At 69.8% G+C, this 17,718-nt stretch carries 17 protein-coding genes; 7 read left to right on the forward strand and 10 right to left on the reverse strand.

Going from position 1 to position 17,718, the window contains the following annotated elements; all coding sequences use genetic code 11:
• Positions 1-14 precede the first annotated feature (14 nt).
• The 5 genes from IEX84_RS08200 to rpl7ae form a co-directional block, all read right to left on the reverse strand.
• Complete coding sequence (locus IEX84_RS08200; protein ID WP_188871724.1) at positions 15-2,045, reverse strand: hypothetical protein; 2,031 nt, start codon at positions 2,043-2,045, stop codon at positions 15-17.
• Between the two features lie 101 nt (positions 2,046-2,146).
• Complete coding sequence (ndk, locus tag IEX84_RS08205) at positions 2,147-2,629, reverse strand: nucleoside-diphosphate kinase (RefSeq protein ID WP_188871726.1); 483 nt, start codon at positions 2,627-2,629, stop codon at positions 2,147-2,149.
• Positions 2,630-2,818, reverse strand: coding sequence for a 50S ribosomal protein L24e (locus IEX84_RS08210; protein ID WP_188871728.1), 189 nt, complete (start codon positions 2,816-2,818; stop codon positions 2,630-2,632). It lies immediately after the preceding gene.
• Positions 2,818-3,045 carry a 30S ribosomal protein S28e gene (locus IEX84_RS08215; protein ID WP_020221793.1) on the reverse strand — a complete coding sequence of 76 codons (228 nt, stop codon included), beginning with the start codon at positions 3,043-3,045 and terminating at the stop codon, positions 2,818-2,820. Before IEX84_RS08215 ends, IEX84_RS08210 begins: the two co-directional genes overlap by 1 nt.
• 4 nt (positions 3,046-3,049) lie before the next feature.
• Entirely contained in the window at positions 3,050-3,412 is a 363-nt protein-coding gene (rpl7ae, locus tag IEX84_RS08220; RefSeq protein WP_188871730.1) for a 50S ribosomal protein L7Ae, read from the reverse strand.
• Between the two features lie 226 nt (positions 3,413-3,638).
• Here rpl7ae and tmcA point away from each other — a divergent pair, with 226 nt between their 5' ends.
• Together tmcA and IEX84_RS08230 are read left to right on the forward strand one after the other, a co-directional pair.
• Positions 3,639-6,005 carry a tRNA(Met) cytidine acetyltransferase TmcA gene (gene tmcA / locus IEX84_RS08225; RefSeq protein ID WP_188871732.1) on the forward strand — a complete coding sequence of 789 codons (2,367 nt, stop codon included), beginning with the start codon at positions 3,639-3,641 and terminating at the stop codon, positions 6,003-6,005.
• Between the two features lie 3 nt (positions 6,006-6,008).
• Positions 6,009-6,482, forward strand: a complete 474-nt coding sequence (locus IEX84_RS08230) for a DUF456 family protein (RefSeq protein ID WP_229732343.1) — start codon at positions 6,009-6,011, stop codon at positions 6,480-6,482.
• 23 nt (positions 6,483-6,505) lie between these two features.
• Here IEX84_RS08230 and IEX84_RS08235 read toward each other — a convergent pair whose 3' ends face one another.
• Entirely contained in the window at positions 6,506-8,263 is a 1,758-nt protein-coding gene (locus IEX84_RS08235) for a glutamate--tRNA ligase (protein WP_188871734.1), read from the reverse strand.
• 195 nt (positions 8,264-8,458) lie between these two features.
• On the opposite strand from IEX84_RS08235, the gene IEX84_RS08240 reads away from it, so the two are divergent.
• From IEX84_RS08240 to IEX84_RS08255, 4 genes are all read left to right on the forward strand, one after another.
• Positions 8,459-9,310: an aldo/keto reductase gene (locus IEX84_RS08240; RefSeq protein ID WP_188871736.1), complete on the forward strand. Its 852-nt coding sequence runs from the start codon at positions 8,459-8,461 to the stop codon at positions 9,308-9,310.
• A gap of 79 nt (positions 9,311-9,389) precedes the next feature.
• Positions 9,390-9,833 (forward strand): universal stress protein, encoded by a 444-nt coding sequence (locus tag IEX84_RS08245; RefSeq protein WP_188871738.1) that lies wholly within the window; start codon positions 9,390-9,392, stop codon positions 9,831-9,833.
• A 77-nt stretch (positions 9,834-9,910) separates the two neighbouring features.
• Positions 9,911-10,984 (forward strand): amidohydrolase family protein, encoded by a 1,074-nt coding sequence (locus IEX84_RS08250; protein ID WP_188871740.1) that lies wholly within the window; start codon positions 9,911-9,913, stop codon positions 10,982-10,984.
• Complete coding sequence (locus tag IEX84_RS08255; RefSeq protein ID WP_188871742.1) at positions 10,981-11,475, forward strand: metal-sulfur cluster assembly factor; 495 nt, start codon at positions 10,981-10,983, stop codon at positions 11,473-11,475. Before IEX84_RS08250 ends, IEX84_RS08255 begins: the two co-directional genes overlap by 4 nt.
• Positions 11,476-11,583: 108 nt before the next feature.
• On the opposite strand, the gene IEX84_RS08260 is transcribed toward IEX84_RS08255, so the two are convergent.
• The 4 genes from IEX84_RS08260 to IEX84_RS08275 form a co-directional block, all read right to left on the reverse strand.
• Entirely contained in the window at positions 11,584-11,826 is a 243-nt protein-coding gene (locus IEX84_RS08260; RefSeq protein ID WP_188871744.1) for a hypothetical protein, read from the reverse strand.
• Between the two features lie 119 nt (positions 11,827-11,945).
• Entirely contained in the window at positions 11,946-12,992 is a 1,047-nt protein-coding gene (gene idsA3, locus IEX84_RS08265) for a geranylfarnesyl diphosphate synthase (protein ID WP_188871746.1), read from the reverse strand.
• Positions 12,992-14,311: an MBL fold metallo-hydrolase gene (locus tag IEX84_RS08270; protein ID WP_188871748.1), complete on the reverse strand. Its 1,320-nt coding sequence runs from the start codon at positions 14,309-14,311 to the stop codon at positions 12,992-12,994. The genes idsA3 and IEX84_RS08270 overlap by 1 nt, the downstream gene beginning before the upstream one ends.
• A 107-nt stretch (positions 14,312-14,418) precedes the next feature.
• Positions 14,419-16,227 (reverse strand): SLC13 family permease, encoded by a 1,809-nt coding sequence (locus tag IEX84_RS08275; RefSeq protein WP_188871751.1) that lies wholly within the window; start codon positions 16,225-16,227, stop codon positions 14,419-14,421.
• A 530-nt stretch (positions 16,228-16,757) separates the two neighbouring features.
• Between IEX84_RS08275 and IEX84_RS08280 the strand changes: the two genes are divergently transcribed.
• A complete protein-coding gene (locus IEX84_RS08280) occupies positions 16,758-17,717 on the forward strand; it encodes an AEC family transporter (protein ID WP_188871753.1) in 960 nt (319 codons plus the stop codon).
• Position 17,718: the final 1 nt, after the last annotated feature.

Raw genomic sequence — 17,718 nt, forward strand, 5'->3', positions numbered from 1 at the left:
TTTTGAATCGCGTCTCAGAACTGGGTGTCGGAGTCGGTCGGCGACCGGTCGGCGAGCGCGCGCGCCGCCGACTGGCGGACCTCGTCCGGCGTCACCTCGTGGTCGTGCTGGTAGACCTCGCCGTTCAGCACGTAGACGGCCTCGCGCTCGTTGCAGAGGGCGGCGACGCCCGCGCTCGACAGCGCCGGCGGTTGTTCGATCTCGGTGCCGACGAGGCGATACCGGTCGGAGACGTGCTCGGCGTAGATCGCCGTCAATCCGCCTGTCACGTTGAACCCCGACCACCACGCGCGGACCCAGAGACGGTGATTATCGAGCGATTCCGAGCGCAGCACGTACTGCGAGATGGGGACGCCACCGCCGAGCACCACCGGGCACGCCGTGACGTCGCCCGCGAACCGGAACGGTCCCGGCGCACCTGACCACATGACGGCGCGCTCAAACGGCGCGCCCGAGAGGAAGCGCCCGGCGGTCCGCCCGGCGGTGCGTGAATCGAGTGACGGCGAGACCACGCCCGCACGCGCCCCGCGTTCGATGAGCGCATCGAGGGCTCCCTCAGCATTCTGACCACCGACGGCTGAGACGACGCGCGCCGACACGTCGTCGAGCGTCGTCGGGTCGAGGACGCCGTCGCGGCAGTCGAATCCCGCGGCGGTCAGCGGCGATGCGACGTGGACGAAGCCATAGTCCGTCTCCAGCGCGTCCCGAACGGCGGCCGTCGTCGTCGGCGCGGTCTCGACGGTGAACGGTTCGTCAGCCTCCCGGTGCTCGCGACCGATCAGGACGTCCGAGAGCGCGTCCCGCGCCGCATCATCGACACCGAGAAGCGCGATCCGTTCCTCCGAGACGTCCCGCACCGGTCGTGCGAGCCCGTGCTCGAACCCCGACACGGAGAGCCGGGTGTCGCCGTCGGGGATCGGCGGCGTGCTGTGTCCGGTGGCGAGCGCGCGCCCGGTCACCGACCGGTCGTCGCCGACAGCGATGGGGACGAGGTCGCGTACGAGAAAGGGAAGGAGTGGGGCGTCCGTCGGGTCATCGCGCACGACCGCCGCGTAACGCGCGTCGGGAAGGGAGTCGGCGAACGCCGCGCGCGGCGCTTCGAGGTACTCCATGAGCTGTTCGGGTATCGGCCGGTCGTAGAGTGCCGGCGGGTAGAAGGAGAGTTCGCCCGCGACCGCCTCGTACTCTTGCCTGGGGACGTCGTAGTAGCCGGCCGTCCGCACGAGGGTGTCGAGGAAGAAACAGCGTTCGAGCAGGGCCCTCGCCGTCCGCGGCGAGACCGCGCCGTCGCCGAGCGACTGGCGAAAACCGTTGTCGAGCCGGAGTTCGGGCTCCGGCGCTTCGACGACGTCCGCGCCGAGGTAGTACGCGAGCGGTGCGACGGCGTACAGCGACGCGTACGTCTCGGGGACGGCGAGCGTCACGCCCGTGTCGGGCCGCGTGAGACCCGACGGTATCGAGAGGGCGTCGCCGCGCTCGATCCGCGGGGGGTGGCCGCGGAGCGTCGGCCACGAACGCTCGGACGACCACTCCTTCACCGCCGAGGCGAGGTAGGGAAGCGTCTCGCGCAGCGCCCCCGGGTCGTCCGGCACCGTGATCGTCCCGTGCGGACGCTCGTGGCGCGAGCGCGCGCCGACCGCGACCCGTGTCGGCTCCTCGAACGCCAGCGTCGCCGCACCCTCTCCGTGGTGGTGCTCGGTGGCGGCCTCGAACGCCGCGTCGAACACCTTCACGTAGAGCTTGCAGGCCGCCTCAACGTCGACGTAATACGTCCCACGGGGGAACGACACCTCGGCGTCGGAGAGTTGGACGTCGATGTCGCCGCGCTCGTCGCGCACGCACGACCCCGCGTTCGCGGGCATCGACAGCGTCGTCGCCTCGAAGGAGACCGCGGCGTCGACCGGGAAGAGAAAGCGCGCGTCCGACACGCGCTCGGCGTCGACCGACCTGTCGGCGGTGAGGCGACACGTCGCGTCCATGACCCGGTCGTGTATCCGGAGTTCCTCCCCCACCGTCTCGAAGTAGATCGGCCCTGCCCCCGTCACGTCGTCCCGTAGCCTGTCGGTGTACTTACGTGCCGTGGTGCGAGCGGGATAGCTGGCGCTACGCGGGCTGAAAAACGAAGAACGGCGGCGAAACGGACCGCTTAGTGGTCGGCCGCGTCCTCGTAGACCCAGGGCGCCGCGTTGGCGTCCCAGTCGACGAGTTCGTCCTCGTCGAAGAAGAGGGCGATCTCGCGCTCGTTGGCGCCCTCGTCCTCGTGGTCGCTGCCGTGGATGACGTTGTGCCCGAGGTCGTTCCCGAGGTCACCGCGGATGGTGCCGGGTGCGGCCTCCTGGGCGTCCGTCGCGCCCATCATCTGGCGGACCTGCCGCGTCGCGTCCGCGCCCTCCCAGACCATCGCGAAGACGGGCCCGGAGGTGATGAACTCGACGAGGCCCTCGAAGAAGGGCTTGTCCTCGTGCTCGCCGTAGTGTTCGTGGGCGAGCTCCTCGTCGATCTGCATGAACTTCCCGCCGACCATCTTGAGGCCTTTGTCTTCGAGGCGACCGACGATCTCGCCGATGAGACCGCGCTGGACGCCGTCGGGCTTGACCATCACGAACGTCCGCTCGTCGTGGTGGCTCATCTATTCGCCCTCGCCGGCGTGGCCCTCCTCGGTCCACTCGAGCTCGCGGGGCTCGCGACCGAGGTCGGCGTTCTTCTCGCACTTCGACGAGCAGAAGTGCACGGTACGTCCGTCGTTGTAGACGAACATCGTGCCCGTCCCGGGCTCGATGTCCGCCCCACAGTAGTCACACTCTCGGGTCTGGGGCATTACTGACCTCCGATGGAGTCGGCTTCGCGGGCCGTCTCGCGCAGCTGGAGGACGTCGCCGACCCGCGTGGGGCCGAGGACGTTGCGCGTGATGATGCGGCCCTGGTTGGAGCCTTCCTGAAGTCGACACTTCACCTGCATCGCCTCGCCGTGCATCCCGGTCTTTCCGACGACCTCGATGACCTCGGCGGACGTGGAGTCCTCCGTCTCCGATTCCTCGGCACTCATAGGTTTACTTCAGCTCCTCGATCTTCTCGCCGATGTCCTCGACGTCCTCGTCGGCGTCGCCGGCGTCGACGACGGCCGCGGCGGCGGAGCCGACTTCGAGGCCGGCCGCGACGCCGAGTTCGTCCTGCGTCTCGACGAAGATGTACGGGACGCCCTTCTCCTCCGCGAGTTCGGGGAGGTGGAGGACGATCTCCTCGGGGGAGACGTCCTCGGCGATGATGACGAGGTCCGCGTTGCCGCGCTCGACGGCCTTGGTCGTCTCGTTCGTACCCTTCTTCACGCTACCGGTGTCACGGGCGACTTCGAGCGATTCGAGCGCTCGCTCCTGCAGGTCGGCCGGGACGTCGTAGTCGACATAGACTGGCATTTTTATGTTCACCTACTCCCTCGGGTGGGCTTGCGCTCCGTCGCCGACCGCGATTCCCGTGGCGACTCGAAGCATCATGACCCCCCGAAGGCTGTACAACCTATTCCGAATCCCGTAGTTAAAAACGCTTTCAAAGCCCGCCGGGGTGCGAACGCGCGACACGGGGCCGGGGGCGGCCGCACGGAACGGTAACGCCCTTCGGCATCGGGAGCGAACGACGCGGTAGATGGCCGTCGGAGAGACCGCCGCCGCGCTCCGCGCGGAGGCCCGCGAGACGAACGAGCGCCGCCTCCTCGTCCTCGCCGACGAGACGGACGACGGACGGGAACCGGCCGACGCCCTCGACGCCGCCGGGACGGACGACGACGCGACCGACCGCGGGCTCGCCGCCGCCGCCGACGCGCTCGACGCCGCCGGAGTCGAACGCGCCGAGACGACGCTCGTCGGCCACCGCGACGGCCTCCGCTGCGAGCGCGTCGAACCCCGCGACACGGGCGACCTCCTCGGGACGACGCGCGAGGCCGTCGTCTACGACGCCCGCGACGAGTGCCGGCCGAACGCGCTCGGGCGAATCACCGGCGCGGTCGACGGCGGCGGCCTCCTCGTCCTCGTGACACCCGCGCTCGACGACTGGCCGGCGCGCCGCGACCGCTTCGACGACGGCATGGCCGTCCCGCCCTTCGACGTCGGGGACGTGTCGGGGCGCTTCCGCGCGCGCCTCGTCAGGACGCTCCGGGCGCACCGCGGCGTCGGCATCGTGGCGCTTGACGGCGTGGAGGACGGCGAGGGCGATGCCGGCGTGACCGTCGTCGACGACGGCCTGACACACCCCGCGCCGCGCCTCCCCGCCCCCGACCCGGTAGTCCCCGACGAGCGCGCCTTCCCCCGCGAGGCCTACGCGGCCTGTCTCACCACCGACCAAGTCGAGGCCCTCGGTGCCTTCGAGACGCTTTTCGACGCCGGGAGCGCCGTCGTCTGCGAGGCCGACCGGGGCCGCGGGAAGACGAGCGCGGCCGGCCTCGCCGCGGGGAGCCTCGCCGTCGAGGGCCGGGACGTCCTCGTCACCGCGCCGTCGTTCCGCGGCGTCCGCGACCTCTACGCCCGCGCGAGCGAGCTGTTCGACGCGCTCGGCGTCGCCTTCGAGCGCCCCGAGACGACGCGACTCGACCTCCCGACTGGGGGAACGATACGCTACGCGAAACCCCCGGCGGCCGCCGACGAACTCGACGACTGCGACGCCCTCCTCGTCGACGAGGCCGCGGCGCTCCCCGTTCGGCTCCTCGAACGCTATCTCGACGCCGACGCCGTCGCGTTCACGACGACCGTCCACGGCTACGAGGGTGCAGGCCGCGGTTTCGACGTCCGCTTCCGCGACGTGCTCGCCGACACCGACCGCGACGTGACCGACGTCCGCCTCGACGAGCCGATCCGCTACGCCGCGGGCGACCCCGTCGAGGTCTGGGCCTTCCGCGCGCTCCTGCTCGACGCCCGACCGCCCGTCGAGCCGCTCGTCGCTGACGCCGACCCCGAGACCTGCACCTACGACGCCCTCGACGGTGACGCGCTCGCCGCCGACGAGACCCTGCTCCGCGAGGCGTTCGGCCTCCTCGTCGCCGCCCACTACCGCACCGAACCCGACGACCTCGCCCGCCTCCTCGACGCGCCGAACCTCGACGCCCGCGCGCTCCGCCGCGACGGCCACGTCGTCGCCGTCGCCCTCCTCGCGCGCGAGGGCGGCCTCGACGAAGAGACGCGCGACGCGATGTACACCGGCGAGCGCGTGAAGGGCAACATGCTCCCGGACGTCCTCACGAGCCAGTTGCGCGACCCGGACGCGGCCGACCCGGTCGGGACGCGCGTCGTCCGCATCGCCACCCACCACGCCGCCCGCTCGCGCGGCCTCGGCTCCGCGCTCCTCGACGGCGTCCGCGCGGAGTTCGGGTGTCGAGACTGGCTCGGCGTCGGCTACGGCGCGACGCCCGCCCTCCTCTCCTTCTGGGCGCGCAACGGCTTCTCGACCGTCCACCTCTCGACGACGCGCAACGACGCGAGCGGCGAGTACTCGGCGCTCATGCTCGACCCCCTGAGCGACGCCGGCGGGGCGCTCGCCGACCGCCACGAGTCGTGGTTCGCCGACCGGATCGCCGGCGTCCTCGCCGACGCCCTCGACGACTGCGACCCGGACGTGGCGCGCGCCGCGCTCGCCGCCTGCGACGCGACGCCCGCACCCGACCTCTCCGACGACGCGTGGCGCGTCGTCGCCGGCTCCGCCTACGGCTCCGCGATGTACAGCGTCGACCCCGAGCCCTTCCGCCGCCTCGCCGTCTGCGCACTCGTCCGCGACGACGCGCCCGGCCTCCTCTCGGACGCCGACGCCGTCGAGGGCGACCCCGAAACCGAGAGAGAACGCCGCGAGCGCCTCCTCGTCCGCAAACTCCTCCAGTGTCACTCGTGGGACGCCGTCGCCGACGAGCTCGGCTATCACTCGGCCGGACAGGCGATGCGGGCGTTCGGCGACGCCCTGAAACCCCTCTGCGAGGCGTGGGGCGGCGAGGCGGCCGCGGCGGAGCGCGCGCGCCACCGGGGCGAGTGACCCGTGGACGCGCTCACCGCCCTCGCCGCCGCCCTGCTCGGGGTCGGGATGGTCGCCAGCGTCCTCCCGCTCCTCCCGGGCGGCCTCGTCTCGCTCGCGGGCCTCGGGCTCTACCGCTGGCAGACGGGCGAGCCCGGGGCGTTCGTCCTCGCCGGCCTCGTCCTCTGCTGTCTCGTCGCGCTCGCCGTCGACTGGTTCGGCGGCGCAATCGGGGCGAGCGCGGGCGGCGCGTCCGTCCGGACGACGCTCGTCGCCGCCGTCGTCGGCCTGCTCTGTCTCCCGCTCGGCGGGCCGGTCGGCGTGCTCGTGGGTGTGGCCGTCACCGTTCTCGCGCTCGAATACCGCCGTCTCGGCGACGCCGAGGCGAGCCTCCGGAGCGCGGCCGCGGCGACGGTCGGCGTGCTCGCCTCCGCGGCCGTCCAGTTGGGCTGCACGGGCATCGTGCTCGCCGCGGTGCTGGTGGTCGAGTTCCTCTGAGCGCGGAGGAGAAGCGCGCCGCGCTACTGGTGGGCGTAGTACGCGACCGTCTCGTCCTCGTCGGCGCGGTCGTAGCGCGCGAAGCCGACGCGGACGAACTGCACGAGGTCGTCGGGCTCGTAGTCGGCGTAGCCGGGCTCGGCGTAGCCGTAGACGTCGCCGTCCGTCCGGCGGAGACGAACCGGGACGCTCCCCTCGGCGGGCACCCAGTGGATCACGTCGACGCCCTCCTCGCGGACGACGTCGATGTCGTCGTCGGTGTAGGTGAGACTGTCGCCGTCGTAGCGGACGGGCCCGTACCCCTTGAGCCAGACGCGCTCGCCGGCGTCGGGGAGGTCCGCGGTCTCGACGAGGACGGCGTCGCCGACCGGGATGTCGCGCTCGCCGCGCTCCTCGTGGTTCGGGTGGACGGGCGGGTGGGCGGCGTCCGGGCCGCCCGCGACCGGGAGTTCGGTCGCCGCGTAGTCGGCGTCCGCGTCGTCGGCGCGCGGCGCGAAGCCGTTGCGCACGAGGAACGCGCGCGGCGTCTCCTCGTCGATCAAATCGCGGTTGTTCGCGTAGATGGAGGACATGGCGAGGTCGACGTCCGAGGTGGAGGTCCCGAGTTCGACCATCGCGTCCACGATGGCCTGCCCGCGGATGCCGCGGCGGCGGACGCTCTTGAGCGTGGGGGCGCGCGGGTCGTCCCAGCCGTCGAGTTCGCCCGCCTCGATCTTCTGCTTGATCGTCGAGGTGCTCATCTTCACGTCGTAGGCGTCGACCTGCACGTGGCCCCAGTGGACCACTTCGGGGTACTCCCAGCCGAAGTAGTCGTAGACGAACGCCTGTCGCTTCGCGGAGTCCTGCAGGTCGATCCCGCGGATGATGTGCGTGATTCCCAGCAGGTGGTCGTCGATGCCGGACTGGAAGTCGAGCATCGGCCAGCAGCGGTAGTCGCTCGCTTCCTCGCGCGGGTGGGGCGTATCGACCATCCGGAAGGCGACGAAGTCGCGCAGCGCGGGGTTCTTGTGCTCGATGTCCGTCTTGACGCGGAGGACCATCTCGCCCGACTCGTACTCGCCGTCGATCATCGCCTCGAACTCGTCGCGGACGACGCCGGGGTTCTTCTCGCGGTGCGGGCAGGCCTCCCCGGCGTTCTTCAACTCGGAGAACGACTCGCCCGAACAGCTACACGTGTACGCCCCGCCGAGCCCGATGAGTTCGCGGGCGTGCTCGTAGTAGGTCTCCATCCGGTCCGAGGCGGTGACGACCTCGTCGGGCTCGAAGCCGAGGTAGTCGATGTCCGCGAGGATGTCGTCGTAGGCGTCGAGGTCGGGGCGCTTCGTCTCGGGGTCGGTGTCGTCGAAGCGGACGAGCATCCAGCCGTCGTAGCGCTCCTTGTACGTCCCGATGACCGCGGGCATCCGCGCGTGTCCGAGGTGCCACGGGCCGTTCGGGTTCGGCGCACACCGCATCCGGACCTCGTCGTACTCCTCCGCGTTCGGGAGGTCGGGCAGTGGGTGCTCCTCGCCCTCGTCCTCGGCGTCGAGCTCTTTGAGGCGCTCCGGGGCGAGCTCTTCGAGGCGCGCGCGTTTCTCGGCCTCGTCGAGGGCGTTCACCTCGTTCACGACGGGCGCGACGACGCCCGACACCTCGTCGCCGTGCTCGCGGAACTCGGGGTTCGCGCCCATCAGCGGGCCGAGAATCGCGCCCACCTGCGCGTCGCTGTCGTGTTTCAGCGCGTTGAACAGCGCGTTCGTCTCGGCCTCCCGTCGGATACGCTCACGGAGGTCCTCGTCCATTAGGCGCCGATAGCGGGGGTACGAGGAAATTCGTTTGGGTTCGCGTCGCCCGACGGCACCAGCACGGCCAGCATTCGGGACACCGACGCGACACACGACGTGGACGGCGCGAGGACCAGAGCGGAAGCCGGGGGCGGTTCCCGCACTGCCCGCCGCCTCCACAGCGCCTTACGTGCTCGACGGCGAACGACGCGTATGGTCACGAACGAGAGCGATACGTTCGACATCGGCGGCGAGTACACCGTCCGCCGCCTCGGTTTCGGCGCGATGCGAATCACCGGCGAGGACGTCATCGGCCGCCCCGAGAGCGAGCCGAACGCCCGCGACGTGCTCCGCCGCGCGGACGAACTCGGCGTCGACTTCATCGACACCGCGGACTCCTACGGCCCCGCGGTCTCCGAGCGCCTGATCGGCGAGACGCTCGACGCGACCCGCGACGACCTCGTCGTCGCCACGAAGGCCGGCCTCCTCCGCAACCGCGAGGGTGAGTGGCTCGCCCACGGCGACCCCGACTACATCAAGAACCAGGTCCTGACGAGCATCGACCGCCTCGGCGTCGACTCCATCGACCTCTACCAGTTCCACCGGCCCGACCCGGACACGGAGTACGAGGCGTCGATTCAGGCCTTCGCGGAGCTACAGGACGACGGCCTCGTCGACCACGTCGGTGTCTCGAACGTCTCCGTCGAGCAGCTCGAACTCGCGCTCGACCACGTCGACGTCGCCACGGTCCAAAACGAGTACAACCTCGGGAACCGCGAGCACGAGGACGTCCTCGAGGCCTGCGAGGAGTACGACATCGGCTTCATCCCGTACTTCCCGGTCGGCGCGGGCGGCTTCGACGACGAGGCCCGCGACGCCGTCGAGACCGTCGCGGCGCGCCACGACGCGAGCGTCTACCAGGTCGCACTCGCGTGGCTCCTCGAACACAGCGACGTCACCCTCCCGATTCCCGGGACGTCCAGCATCAGCCACCTCGAACAGAACGTCGCCGCGAGCGAACTCTCGCTCACCGACGACGACCTGGCGACGCTCGACGTCGCGTAGACCCACACGCCCGCCGCGACGCCCGCGACGCCCGCGGCGGGGCGGAAGCTATTTTAACTGGGTTGTTAATCGTGAGGGTATGGTAATCCTCGCCGCAGTCGGTGAGAAACACGACCAGGAAGCGATAATCGAGACCGGCCTCGACCTCGCGGAGGCCTACGACGACGACCTCCGGGTGCTCCACGTCATCCCGGAGGACGAGGCCGAAGCGCACTTCGAGTCCGTGCGCTCGATAGATCAGTTCAGCGATACCTCCTTCTCCATCGAGATCGAGCGCGCGGAGGACATCGCCGAACAGCTCGTCGAGATGGCGCTCGGCGACGTCCCGGCGAACGTCACGCCCGCCGGGCGGATCGGCGACCCGATGCAGGAAATCCTCGACGACGCCGCGGCCGTCGACCCGCGCTACATCGTCGTCGGCGGCCGGAAGCGCTCGCCGACCGGCAAGGCGCTCTTCGGGAGCGTCACCCAGTCCGTCATCCTCAGCGCCGACCACCCGGTCGTCAGCGTCCTCGCGGAGTAGCGCCCTCCGGCGATTCTCGCCCTAACTATACTCTATCAAACATAAGTATTACCAGTGTAGGTATCGCTCCCTACGGTATGGCAACACTCGACGACGTGTTCGTGGTGGACGCCGTCACCCACGCGTACAACCAGACGGAGGAGAACTACCGCGTCCCGCGCTACGCGGAGCAGGTCGCCAACGTCGGCGCGGCCCTGGAGGCGAAGATGCCGGACGGCTACCAGCGCACCCGCGAGGACTTTCTCGGCGACTGGCCCGTCGAGAACACGGAGAACGCCGTCTTCCGCGAGAGCCAGACGGACTTCGCCGTCATGCACCCCCAGTCGATAAGCGTCTTCGAGGACGGCCTCACGGACGAGGCGAAGGCCCGCGCGTTCTTCGAGCGCAACCCCACGCGGACGGCCGCGTTCGCCAGCATCGACGCCGTCGGCCTCGACGACCCGCTGGCCGACCTCACGCGGCAGGTCGAGGCCTTCGACCCCCACGGCGTGAAGGTCTACCCCTCCTACTGGGAGCGCGACGGCACCCACCACGAGTTCAAGATGAACGACCCGGAGGACGCCTTCCCGCTCTGGCAGCACGCCGTCGACCTCGGCCTCGACGTCGTCGCCGTCCACAAGGCCTTCCCCTTCGCCACCGCGCCCATGGAGTCCTACAAGGTCGGCGACGTCGAGGAGGCCGCCAACAGCTTCCCCGAGCTCACCTTCGAGATCGTCCACGGCGGGCTGACCTTCGCCGAGGAGACCGGCTGGCAGATCGCGCGCCACCCGAACGTCTACGTCAACCTCGAACTCACGCTCACCGAGCTCGTGACGACGCCGACGTCCTTCGTCGACTCGCTCCAGCAGCTCCTCTACGCCGGCGGGAAGCAGGCCGTCGACAAGATAATCTGGGGGACCGGCGCGCCCCACTTCCACCCGCAGCTCCTCTTGGAGCGCTTCTGGAACTACGACTTCCCGGAGATGGAGAGCTTCAGCGGCCCCTTCGAGATCACCGAGGAGGACAAGCGCAAGATACTCGGCGAGAACTTCGCCGAGGCCCACGGCTTCGACCTCGACGAACTCGAGGCCGGCATCGAGGGCGACCAGTACAGCGACGTCGAGATGGCCGAGGAGCCCTGGTCGACGACCGACTTCGAGGTGGTGGAATGAGCACGACCACCGACGCGAGCGATACCGACGCGGCCGACGGCGACGTCGCCGACGCCGACGCGGCGGCCGATTCCGAGACCGAGCCCGCGTCCGTCGAGGAGCGCGCCCGCGACGCCCTCCGCGACGTCGCCGACCCCTGCAGCGCCGCCACCGGCTCGAACCTGAACATCGTCGAGATGGGGCTCGTGAAGGACGTCGAGGTCGACGACGCCGACCACGCGCACGTCGAGATGCGCCTCACCACCCCGATGTGCCACATGGTCGGCTACTTCATCGACCAGGTCGAGCACCGCCTCACGGAGCTCGACGCCGTCGAGAGCGCCGACCTCGACACCGACGACGGGATGGAGTGGAGCGAGGACTACATGAGCGAGGCGGCGCAAGCCAAACGCCAGGAAGTCCTCGACGGCTACGAGGAGCGCTATCGGGAGGAGCTCGCCGACGGCGACGCGAGCGCGGAGTCCGCGAGCGGGGAATCCGCGAGCGACTAGCCCCGGATCGAGCGCGACGGCGGCACACCCCACCGTTGCAAGTGTTCCGCCGGCGCGTCCCGTCGGGTGATCGCCGCGCCACGATCCCCCGAGTCGCCCGCGACGGGGTCACTCGTCGGACTCCGAGTCGAGCCCGTAGTCCGCCGGGTCGTACCGATCAGTCGCCGAGAGGACGAACAGCAGTCCGAAGCAGACGAGGGAGCTGTAGAACGCGTCCACCCGGAGCGGGCCGACGGCGACGACGTGGACGCCCGGCTCGGCGAGTGCGACGGTCGCCGCGACGCCGGCGAGCCCGAGGACCGCGTAGTGGTCGGTGTAGCGTTTCGCGTACAGCCGGAACCACGGGCCCATACGTGTCGGGTGATGACGAACGCAAAGAGTGCTTCGGTGGTCAGGGCGCACGCGCGGTCGTCGCGCCGTCGCCCGGCGACGGCCACCGAGACTGCCGCTCACGTGCGGCAAACGACCGTTCAGTAGCCGCGTTCGATGAGGTAGTCCGCTATCTCGCGGAGGAGATAGCGCGCCTCGTTGTCCGGGAGGACGTCGAGTTCGGCCTTCGCCTCCTCGGTGAGGTCCGCGGCGAGGTCGCGGGCGTAGTCGATGCTGCCGGCGTCCTCCAGTTCGGCGACGGCGGCGTCGATGTCGGCCTCGGCGACGTTCGCGGGGTCGTCGGCGTCCACGAGGGCGTCGACGTCGACGCCGTGGTCGCGGGCGTGGACGGTGATGATGGTGCGTTTGTTCTCGACGAGGTCGCTCCCGCGCTGTTTGCCGAGCTGCTCGGAGGGGACGGTGAGGTCGAGGACGTCGTCCTGAATCTGGAAGGCCTTCCCGGCCTTGACGCCGTACCGATAGAGGGCGTCGACGACGTCGTCGTCCGCGCCGACGACGATGGCGGGGACGCTGGCGGCCGCCCCGTAGAGGACGGCGGTCTTGCGCTCGACCATGTCGAGGTACTCGTCGGTGTCGACGTCCGGGCGCGTCTCGAAGTCGACGTCGAGGGATTGGCCCTCGCAGATGCGCGTGCAGGTGCGCGCGAGGCAGTCCATGGCGTCGAGGCTCGCGCTCGGGTCGGCCTCGGTCCGGAGCATTATCTCGAAGGCCTTCGAGTAGAGGGTGTCGCCGGCGAGGATGGCGGTCTCCTGGTCGTACTCGCGGTGGACGGACGGGACGCCGCGGCGGAGGTCGTCGTCGTCCATGATGTCGTCGTGGATGAGGGTGAACGACTGGATGACCTCGATGGAGACGGCGGCGGCCATGACGTCGACGGTCGACCCGTCGAGGGCCGGGAAGGCGTCGTAGGGCTCGCTCAGCGGTTCGACGTCGGCGAGCGCCTCCGCGACGAGCAGGGAGACGGTCGGGCGGAGGCGCTTGCCGCCGGCCTCCAGGAGGTAGCGGGAGGCCTCGTAGAGCCGTTCGGGTTCGGCCATGGGGAGTTCCTCGTCGATTGCGTCGTTGACGCGTTCGCGTCGGTCCTCGATGGCGGACAGCACCGTGTCTTCGCGCGTGTTCTGGTTCATTACGTGAGTTGGATGATGGTTCCGTTTCGGGCGACGTGCACGTCGTCGCCGCGCTCGTAGCCGTCTGCTTCGGCGAGCGCGACGTACCGTTCGATACCTCCTACTGACTGGTGGGCAGGGATAAGGGTACGGGGTTCGAGCGTGCGTCGCATCCGACGGTGCCCGGCGTCGCTGAGGTGGCCGGAGACGTGAACGTCCTCGTGGACCGCGACGCCGTGGCGAGCCAAGCGCCGGTCGAGCGTCGCCCGCTGGCGGCGGTTGACGGGGTCGGGTATCACGCCGGCGGCGAAGACGACGACGTCGTCCGCCCCGAGCGCGAACGCGCCGTCGCCGCGCGCGAGCCGCGGGAGGACGGCGTTCGGTTCGCCCTGGTGGCCCGTGGTCACGAGGAGAAAGGAGTCGCGGCCCTCGGTTCGGACGCGGCGGAGGGCGCGCTCGATGCCGACGCGCGTGCCGTGCGCCGCGACGTCGTCGAAGCCCGGATAGTCGAAGTGCGCGGCCGTCCGCGCGTACGTCACCATCGAGCGTCCGAGGAGGAGCGGCTCGCGGCCGATGGCGCGGGCGCACGCGACGAGCGTCGAGAGGCGTGCGACGTGGCTGGCGAACGTCGAGGCGACGATGACGCCGTCGGCGTCGGCGACGCTCCCGAGGACGTCTCGGACGCGAGCGCGGGCGACGGCCTCGCCGGGCGTGCGTCCCGATCGACCCGCGTTCGTGCAGTCCTCGACGTACGCGAGGACGCCCGCCTCGCCGAGTTCGGCGAACCGCTCCATGTCGACCGGGGGTTCGAGCACCGGGTCGTGGTCGAGGCGCTTGTCGAGGCCGTAGACAATCGCGCCCTCGGGGGTGTGGAGGACGGGGTTCACCGCGCCGACCGTCGAGTGCGTGACGTGGACGAACTCCAATTCGAGGCCGTCACCGAGCGTCGTTTTCTCGCCGGCGGCCATCGTCACGAGGTCGCCGTCGTATCCGGGGTCGAGTTCGCCCTTCAGGACCTCCATCGTGAACGGCGACGCGACAAGCGGGGCGTCGTAGCGCGCCGCGAGGACGCCCGCCGCGCCGACGTGGTCGAGGTGGCCGTGCGAGAAGACGACCGCGCACACCTCGCCGTCGAGGTCGGCGACGACGCCGTCGTCCGGAATCGCGCCGGCGTCGATCAGTTCGCGTCGGTCCGCGTGTTCCACGTCGATGCCCTCGCGGACGACCGGCGCGAGGTCGAGTCCCATGTCGAAGACGACGACGTCGTCGCCGGCGCGGACCGCCGTCATGTTCCGTCCGACCTCCTCGTACCCGCCGACCGTCGCGATTTCGATGTCCATTCGGTCACCCCCTCGTCCGGCGCGAGCGTCTCGCTACCGGCCGTGCGTAGGGGCTGCCGCGACAAAAACGCCGGGGTCGCGGGGCACGCCGCCCGTCGCCGGCGACATCACGGCCGGACACCCCAGAAGAACGCGATTCCGAGCACGGTCACGACGGAGAGGAGGAGTTGGAGCGGCGCGCCGACGCGGAGGAAATCGGAGAAACGGTAGCCGCCGGGGCCGTAGACGAAGAGGTTCGTCTGGTAGCCGACGGGCGTCATGAACGCCGTCGAGGCCGCGAACGTGACCGCGAGGACGAACGCGAACGCGCTCGCCCCGATCGACTGGGCGGCGCTGGCGGCGACGGGAATCATCAACACGACGCTCGCATTGTTCGAGATCACGCTCGTCAACAGCCCCGTCGCGATGTAGAACACCCAGAGGACGCCGATGGCCGGGAGGACCGTCGCCGTCGTGGCGACCGTGTCGCCGAGGACGGCCGCCGCGCCCGTCTGCTGGAGGGCGGTGCCGAGCGGGATCACACCAGCGAGGAGGAAGATAACGTTCCACTCGACGGACGAGTAGAGCTCGTTCGGTTTGAGGACGCCGGTGAGAATCATCGCAACCACGCCGGCCAGCGCCGACGCAACGATTGGGAGGACGCCCAGCGCCGGGAGGGCGACGACGCCGCCGACGATGCCGACCGCGTGCGGAATCTTCTCCTTCCGATAGGTGACGTCGTCGAACTCGTGGGCAACGATGAAGTCTTCGTTCTGCACGAGCCGTGAGAGGCTGTCCGGCGGTGCCTGTACGAGGAACGTGTCGCCGACTCGAATACGGATGTCTTCGAACCGGTCGCGAATGACGTCCCCGCGCGTCCGGAAGGCGAGGACGTTCGCGGAGTAGCGCTGTCGGAACGTCGAGCTGGCGAGGGTCTCCCCGACGAGAAACGATCCCGAGGGGATGACCACTTCGACGAGTACCGGCTCCTCCTCGCTCGACTTGAGGTCGTCGTCGGCCTGCGGGCCGCCGAGGAACGTGAGGCCCTCGGCGTCCATGAGGCGTTCGAGCGTGTCCCGATTCGTCCGCAAGCGGAGCGTGTCGCCCTCTTGAATCTCCTTGCGGGCGAGCGGCTCGTCGAATTGCTCCCCGTGTCGAATGAGCTGAAGCACGTCGACGTCGAAGGTGTCGTCTTGGAACGCCTCCTCGACGGTCTTTCCGGCTAGCGTCGAGTTCGGGGAGACGACGACGTCAGCGAGAAACTCTTGGAGGGCGTACTCTTCGACGAGGTCCTCCTCCGCCGGTACGCGCTCCGGGAGTAGGCGGACGCCAACCGTCATGAGGTAGAGCGCACCGACCGCGAACACGACGACGCCGAGCTTGGTGAACTCGAACATCCCGAACGCGTGCAGACCGAGGCCAGGTGACTCCGCGCCGAGTTGAGCGGCGATGTCGCTTGCGAGGATGTTCGTCGACGTCCCGACGACCGTCAGCGTTCCACCGAGCATCGACGCGAACGACAGCGGGATGAGGAGTTTCGACGGCGACGTCTTTCCGTTGTGCGCGAGGTCGGTGATGACGGGCACGAGGATAGCGACGACCGGCGTGTTGTTGATGAACCCCGAGACCGGACCGGTGATGCCAACCGTCGCGGCGAGCTGTTTGCGGCGATCCGTCCCGGCGAACGCGGCCATCTTCGATCCGAGCATCTGAACGATACCGGTTCGGTTGATTCCCGTACTCAGGATCAGCATCGCCAAAACGGTGATCGTCGCGGGGCTGGCGAACCCGGCGATCCCCTCCTGCGCCGTGATACGCGTCCACGGCTCCAAGAGTATCAGGAGGACCATCACGAGGATCGCGGTGACGTCGATTGGGAGCCATTCGGTGGCGAACAACGTGAGCGCGAGGAGAATGAGCGCGAACACGACGAGCATATCCGCCGTAAGTGGGGTGGATTCCAACCCCAGAAGTGCCAACGGAACGGCGAAGAAAGACATACGTAGTTATCGCAGCGACGAGGGAAAAGGGCTAGTATCGAACGCGACGGGCCCGCCCGAACGACCGAACTCAACCACTGGACTATCGCACTGGCGAGCCCCCGACGAGCGGTACGGTAGACAGACTGCCACGCGTGAGAGGACACGGGCGAGAACGGCGATACTCGCTCGCCCGTCCGCCCCGTGCCGTCGACTCTCACTCCCCGGGTTCGTCGCGTAGACGTTCCGGCAGCGGGCCACGTCCTCGACACCGTCCCTCTTCGCCCAGTCTCGGACTCTCGTGAGGTGGAAACGAGCATGGGGACGACCGCCGTGAGAGGGGGCGCGTCCAGCGCACCGCGAATCGCCACGGCGTTCGGGTGGCGACGTCCCGGGCCGGAAGGGCCTTTGCCTCGGCGTCTGGTACAGATGGGCGTGCCCCTCTCTCCTCAGGACCGACCCGCCACCCGAACGGACGTGAGACGCCAGTGAGCCTCCTCGGCGCGTTCACGTCGGCTATCCTGCCCATCGTCGCCATCGCCGCCGTCGGCTACGCCATCGGGCGCACCACCGACGTCGCCGTCGGCCCGCTCAACACCGTCGCGCTCAACTTCTTCCTCCCCGCGCTCGTCTTCCACGGCATCGCCACGACGACCCTCGGCGGGGACGCGGTCGCCTCGCTCGTCGTCGCCGTCGTCGCCTACCTCCTCGCGCTCATGGCGCTCGCGTACGTCGCCGGCCGGGTCCTCGACGTCCCCGAGACGCTGCTCTCCGGTATCGTGCTCGCCAGCGCCTTCCCAAACTCGGGCTTCGTCGGCATCCCGCTCACGGGCTTCGTCTTCGGCGACCTCGGACGGACGACGGCCACCGTCTTCCTCACCGTACAGAGCGTCGTCCTCTACACCCTCGGCGTCTACGTCGTCTCCGCCCGCGAGGGTGACGCGGCCGGCGTGACGAGCGCCCTCCGCGAGGTCTTTCGCCTCCCGCTCGTCTACGCCGTCGCCGCCGCGGCGCTCGTCCGCCTCCTCAGTGTCGTCCCGCCCGTCGACGGCACGGTCATGACGACCGTGGATAGCGTCGGCGCCGCGTCCGTCCCGCTCATGCTCACCGTCGTCGGCATCCAACTCGCCGACGTCGACCTCGGCCACCTCCGCCCGACCGCGCTCCCCGCCGCGCTCAAACTCGGCGTCGCGCCGCTCGTCGGGGGCCTCATCGCGCTCGCCGTCGGCTTCACGAACCCGGCCGTCGCCAACGTCTTCGTCCTCGAATGCGCGACGCCCGCCGCCGTCACGCCGCTCGCGCTCGTCATCGCCTACCGGAGCGCGAGCGCCGACGACGCCGTCGACACCGCCGAGTACATGAGCACCGTCATCTTCGTCACGACGGTCGCGAGCGTCGTCGTCCTCACCGGCCTCGTCGCCGCCATCAGAGGCGGCTACCTCTTCTGAC

The sequence above is a fragment of the Halarchaeum rubridurum genome (assembly GCF_014647115.1).
Lineage (GTDB): Archaea > Halobacteriota > Halobacteria > Halobacteriales > Halobacteriaceae > Halarchaeum > Halarchaeum rubridurum.

Excerpts from the sequence above, each read along its gene's own strand:
- ndk (WP_188871726.1), bottom strand. The coding sequence starts at position 2,629 with ATGAGCCACCACGACGAGCGGACGTTCGTGATGGTCAAGCCCGACGGC.
- IEX84_RS08210 (WP_188871728.1), bottom strand. The coding sequence starts at position 2,818 with ATGCCCCAGACCCGAGAGTGTGACTACTGTGGGGCGGACATCGAGCCC.
- IEX84_RS08215 (WP_020221793.1), bottom strand. The coding sequence starts at position 3,045 with ATGAGTGCCGAGGAATCGGAGACGGAGGACTCCACGTCCGCCGAGGTC.
- rpl7ae (WP_188871730.1), bottom strand. The coding sequence starts at position 3,412 with ATGCCAGTCTATGTCGACTACGACGTCCCGGCCGACCTGCAGGAGCGA.
- tmcA (WP_188871732.1), top strand. The coding sequence starts at position 3,639 with ATGGCCGTCGGAGAGACCGCCGCCGCGCTCCGCGCGGAGGCCCGCGAG.
- IEX84_RS08235 (WP_188871734.1), bottom strand. The coding sequence starts at position 8,263 with ATGGACGAGGACCTCCGTGAGCGTATCCGACGGGAGGCCGAGACGAAC.
- IEX84_RS08240 (WP_188871736.1), top strand. The coding sequence starts at position 8,459 with ATGGTCACGAACGAGAGCGATACGTTCGACATCGGCGGCGAGTACACC.
- IEX84_RS08245 (WP_188871738.1), top strand. The coding sequence starts at position 9,390 with ATGGTAATCCTCGCCGCAGTCGGTGAGAAACACGACCAGGAAGCGATA.
- IEX84_RS08250 (WP_188871740.1), top strand. The coding sequence starts at position 9,911 with ATGGCAACACTCGACGACGTGTTCGTGGTGGACGCCGTCACCCACGCG.
- IEX84_RS08255 (WP_188871742.1), top strand. The coding sequence starts at position 10,981 with ATGAGCACGACCACCGACGCGAGCGATACCGACGCGGCCGACGGCGAC.
- IEX84_RS08260 (WP_188871744.1), bottom strand. The coding sequence starts at position 11,826 with ATGGGCCCGTGGTTCCGGCTGTACGCGAAACGCTACACCGACCACTAC.
- idsA3 (WP_188871746.1), bottom strand. The coding sequence starts at position 12,992 with ATGAACCAGAACACGCGCGAAGACACGGTGCTGTCCGCCATCGAGGAC.
- IEX84_RS08270 (WP_188871748.1), bottom strand. The coding sequence starts at position 14,311 with ATGGACATCGAAATCGCGACGGTCGGCGGGTACGAGGAGGTCGGACGG.
- IEX84_RS08275 (WP_188871751.1), bottom strand. The coding sequence starts at position 16,227 with ATGCTCGTCGTGTTCGCGCTCATTCTCCTCGCGCTCACGTTGTTCGCC.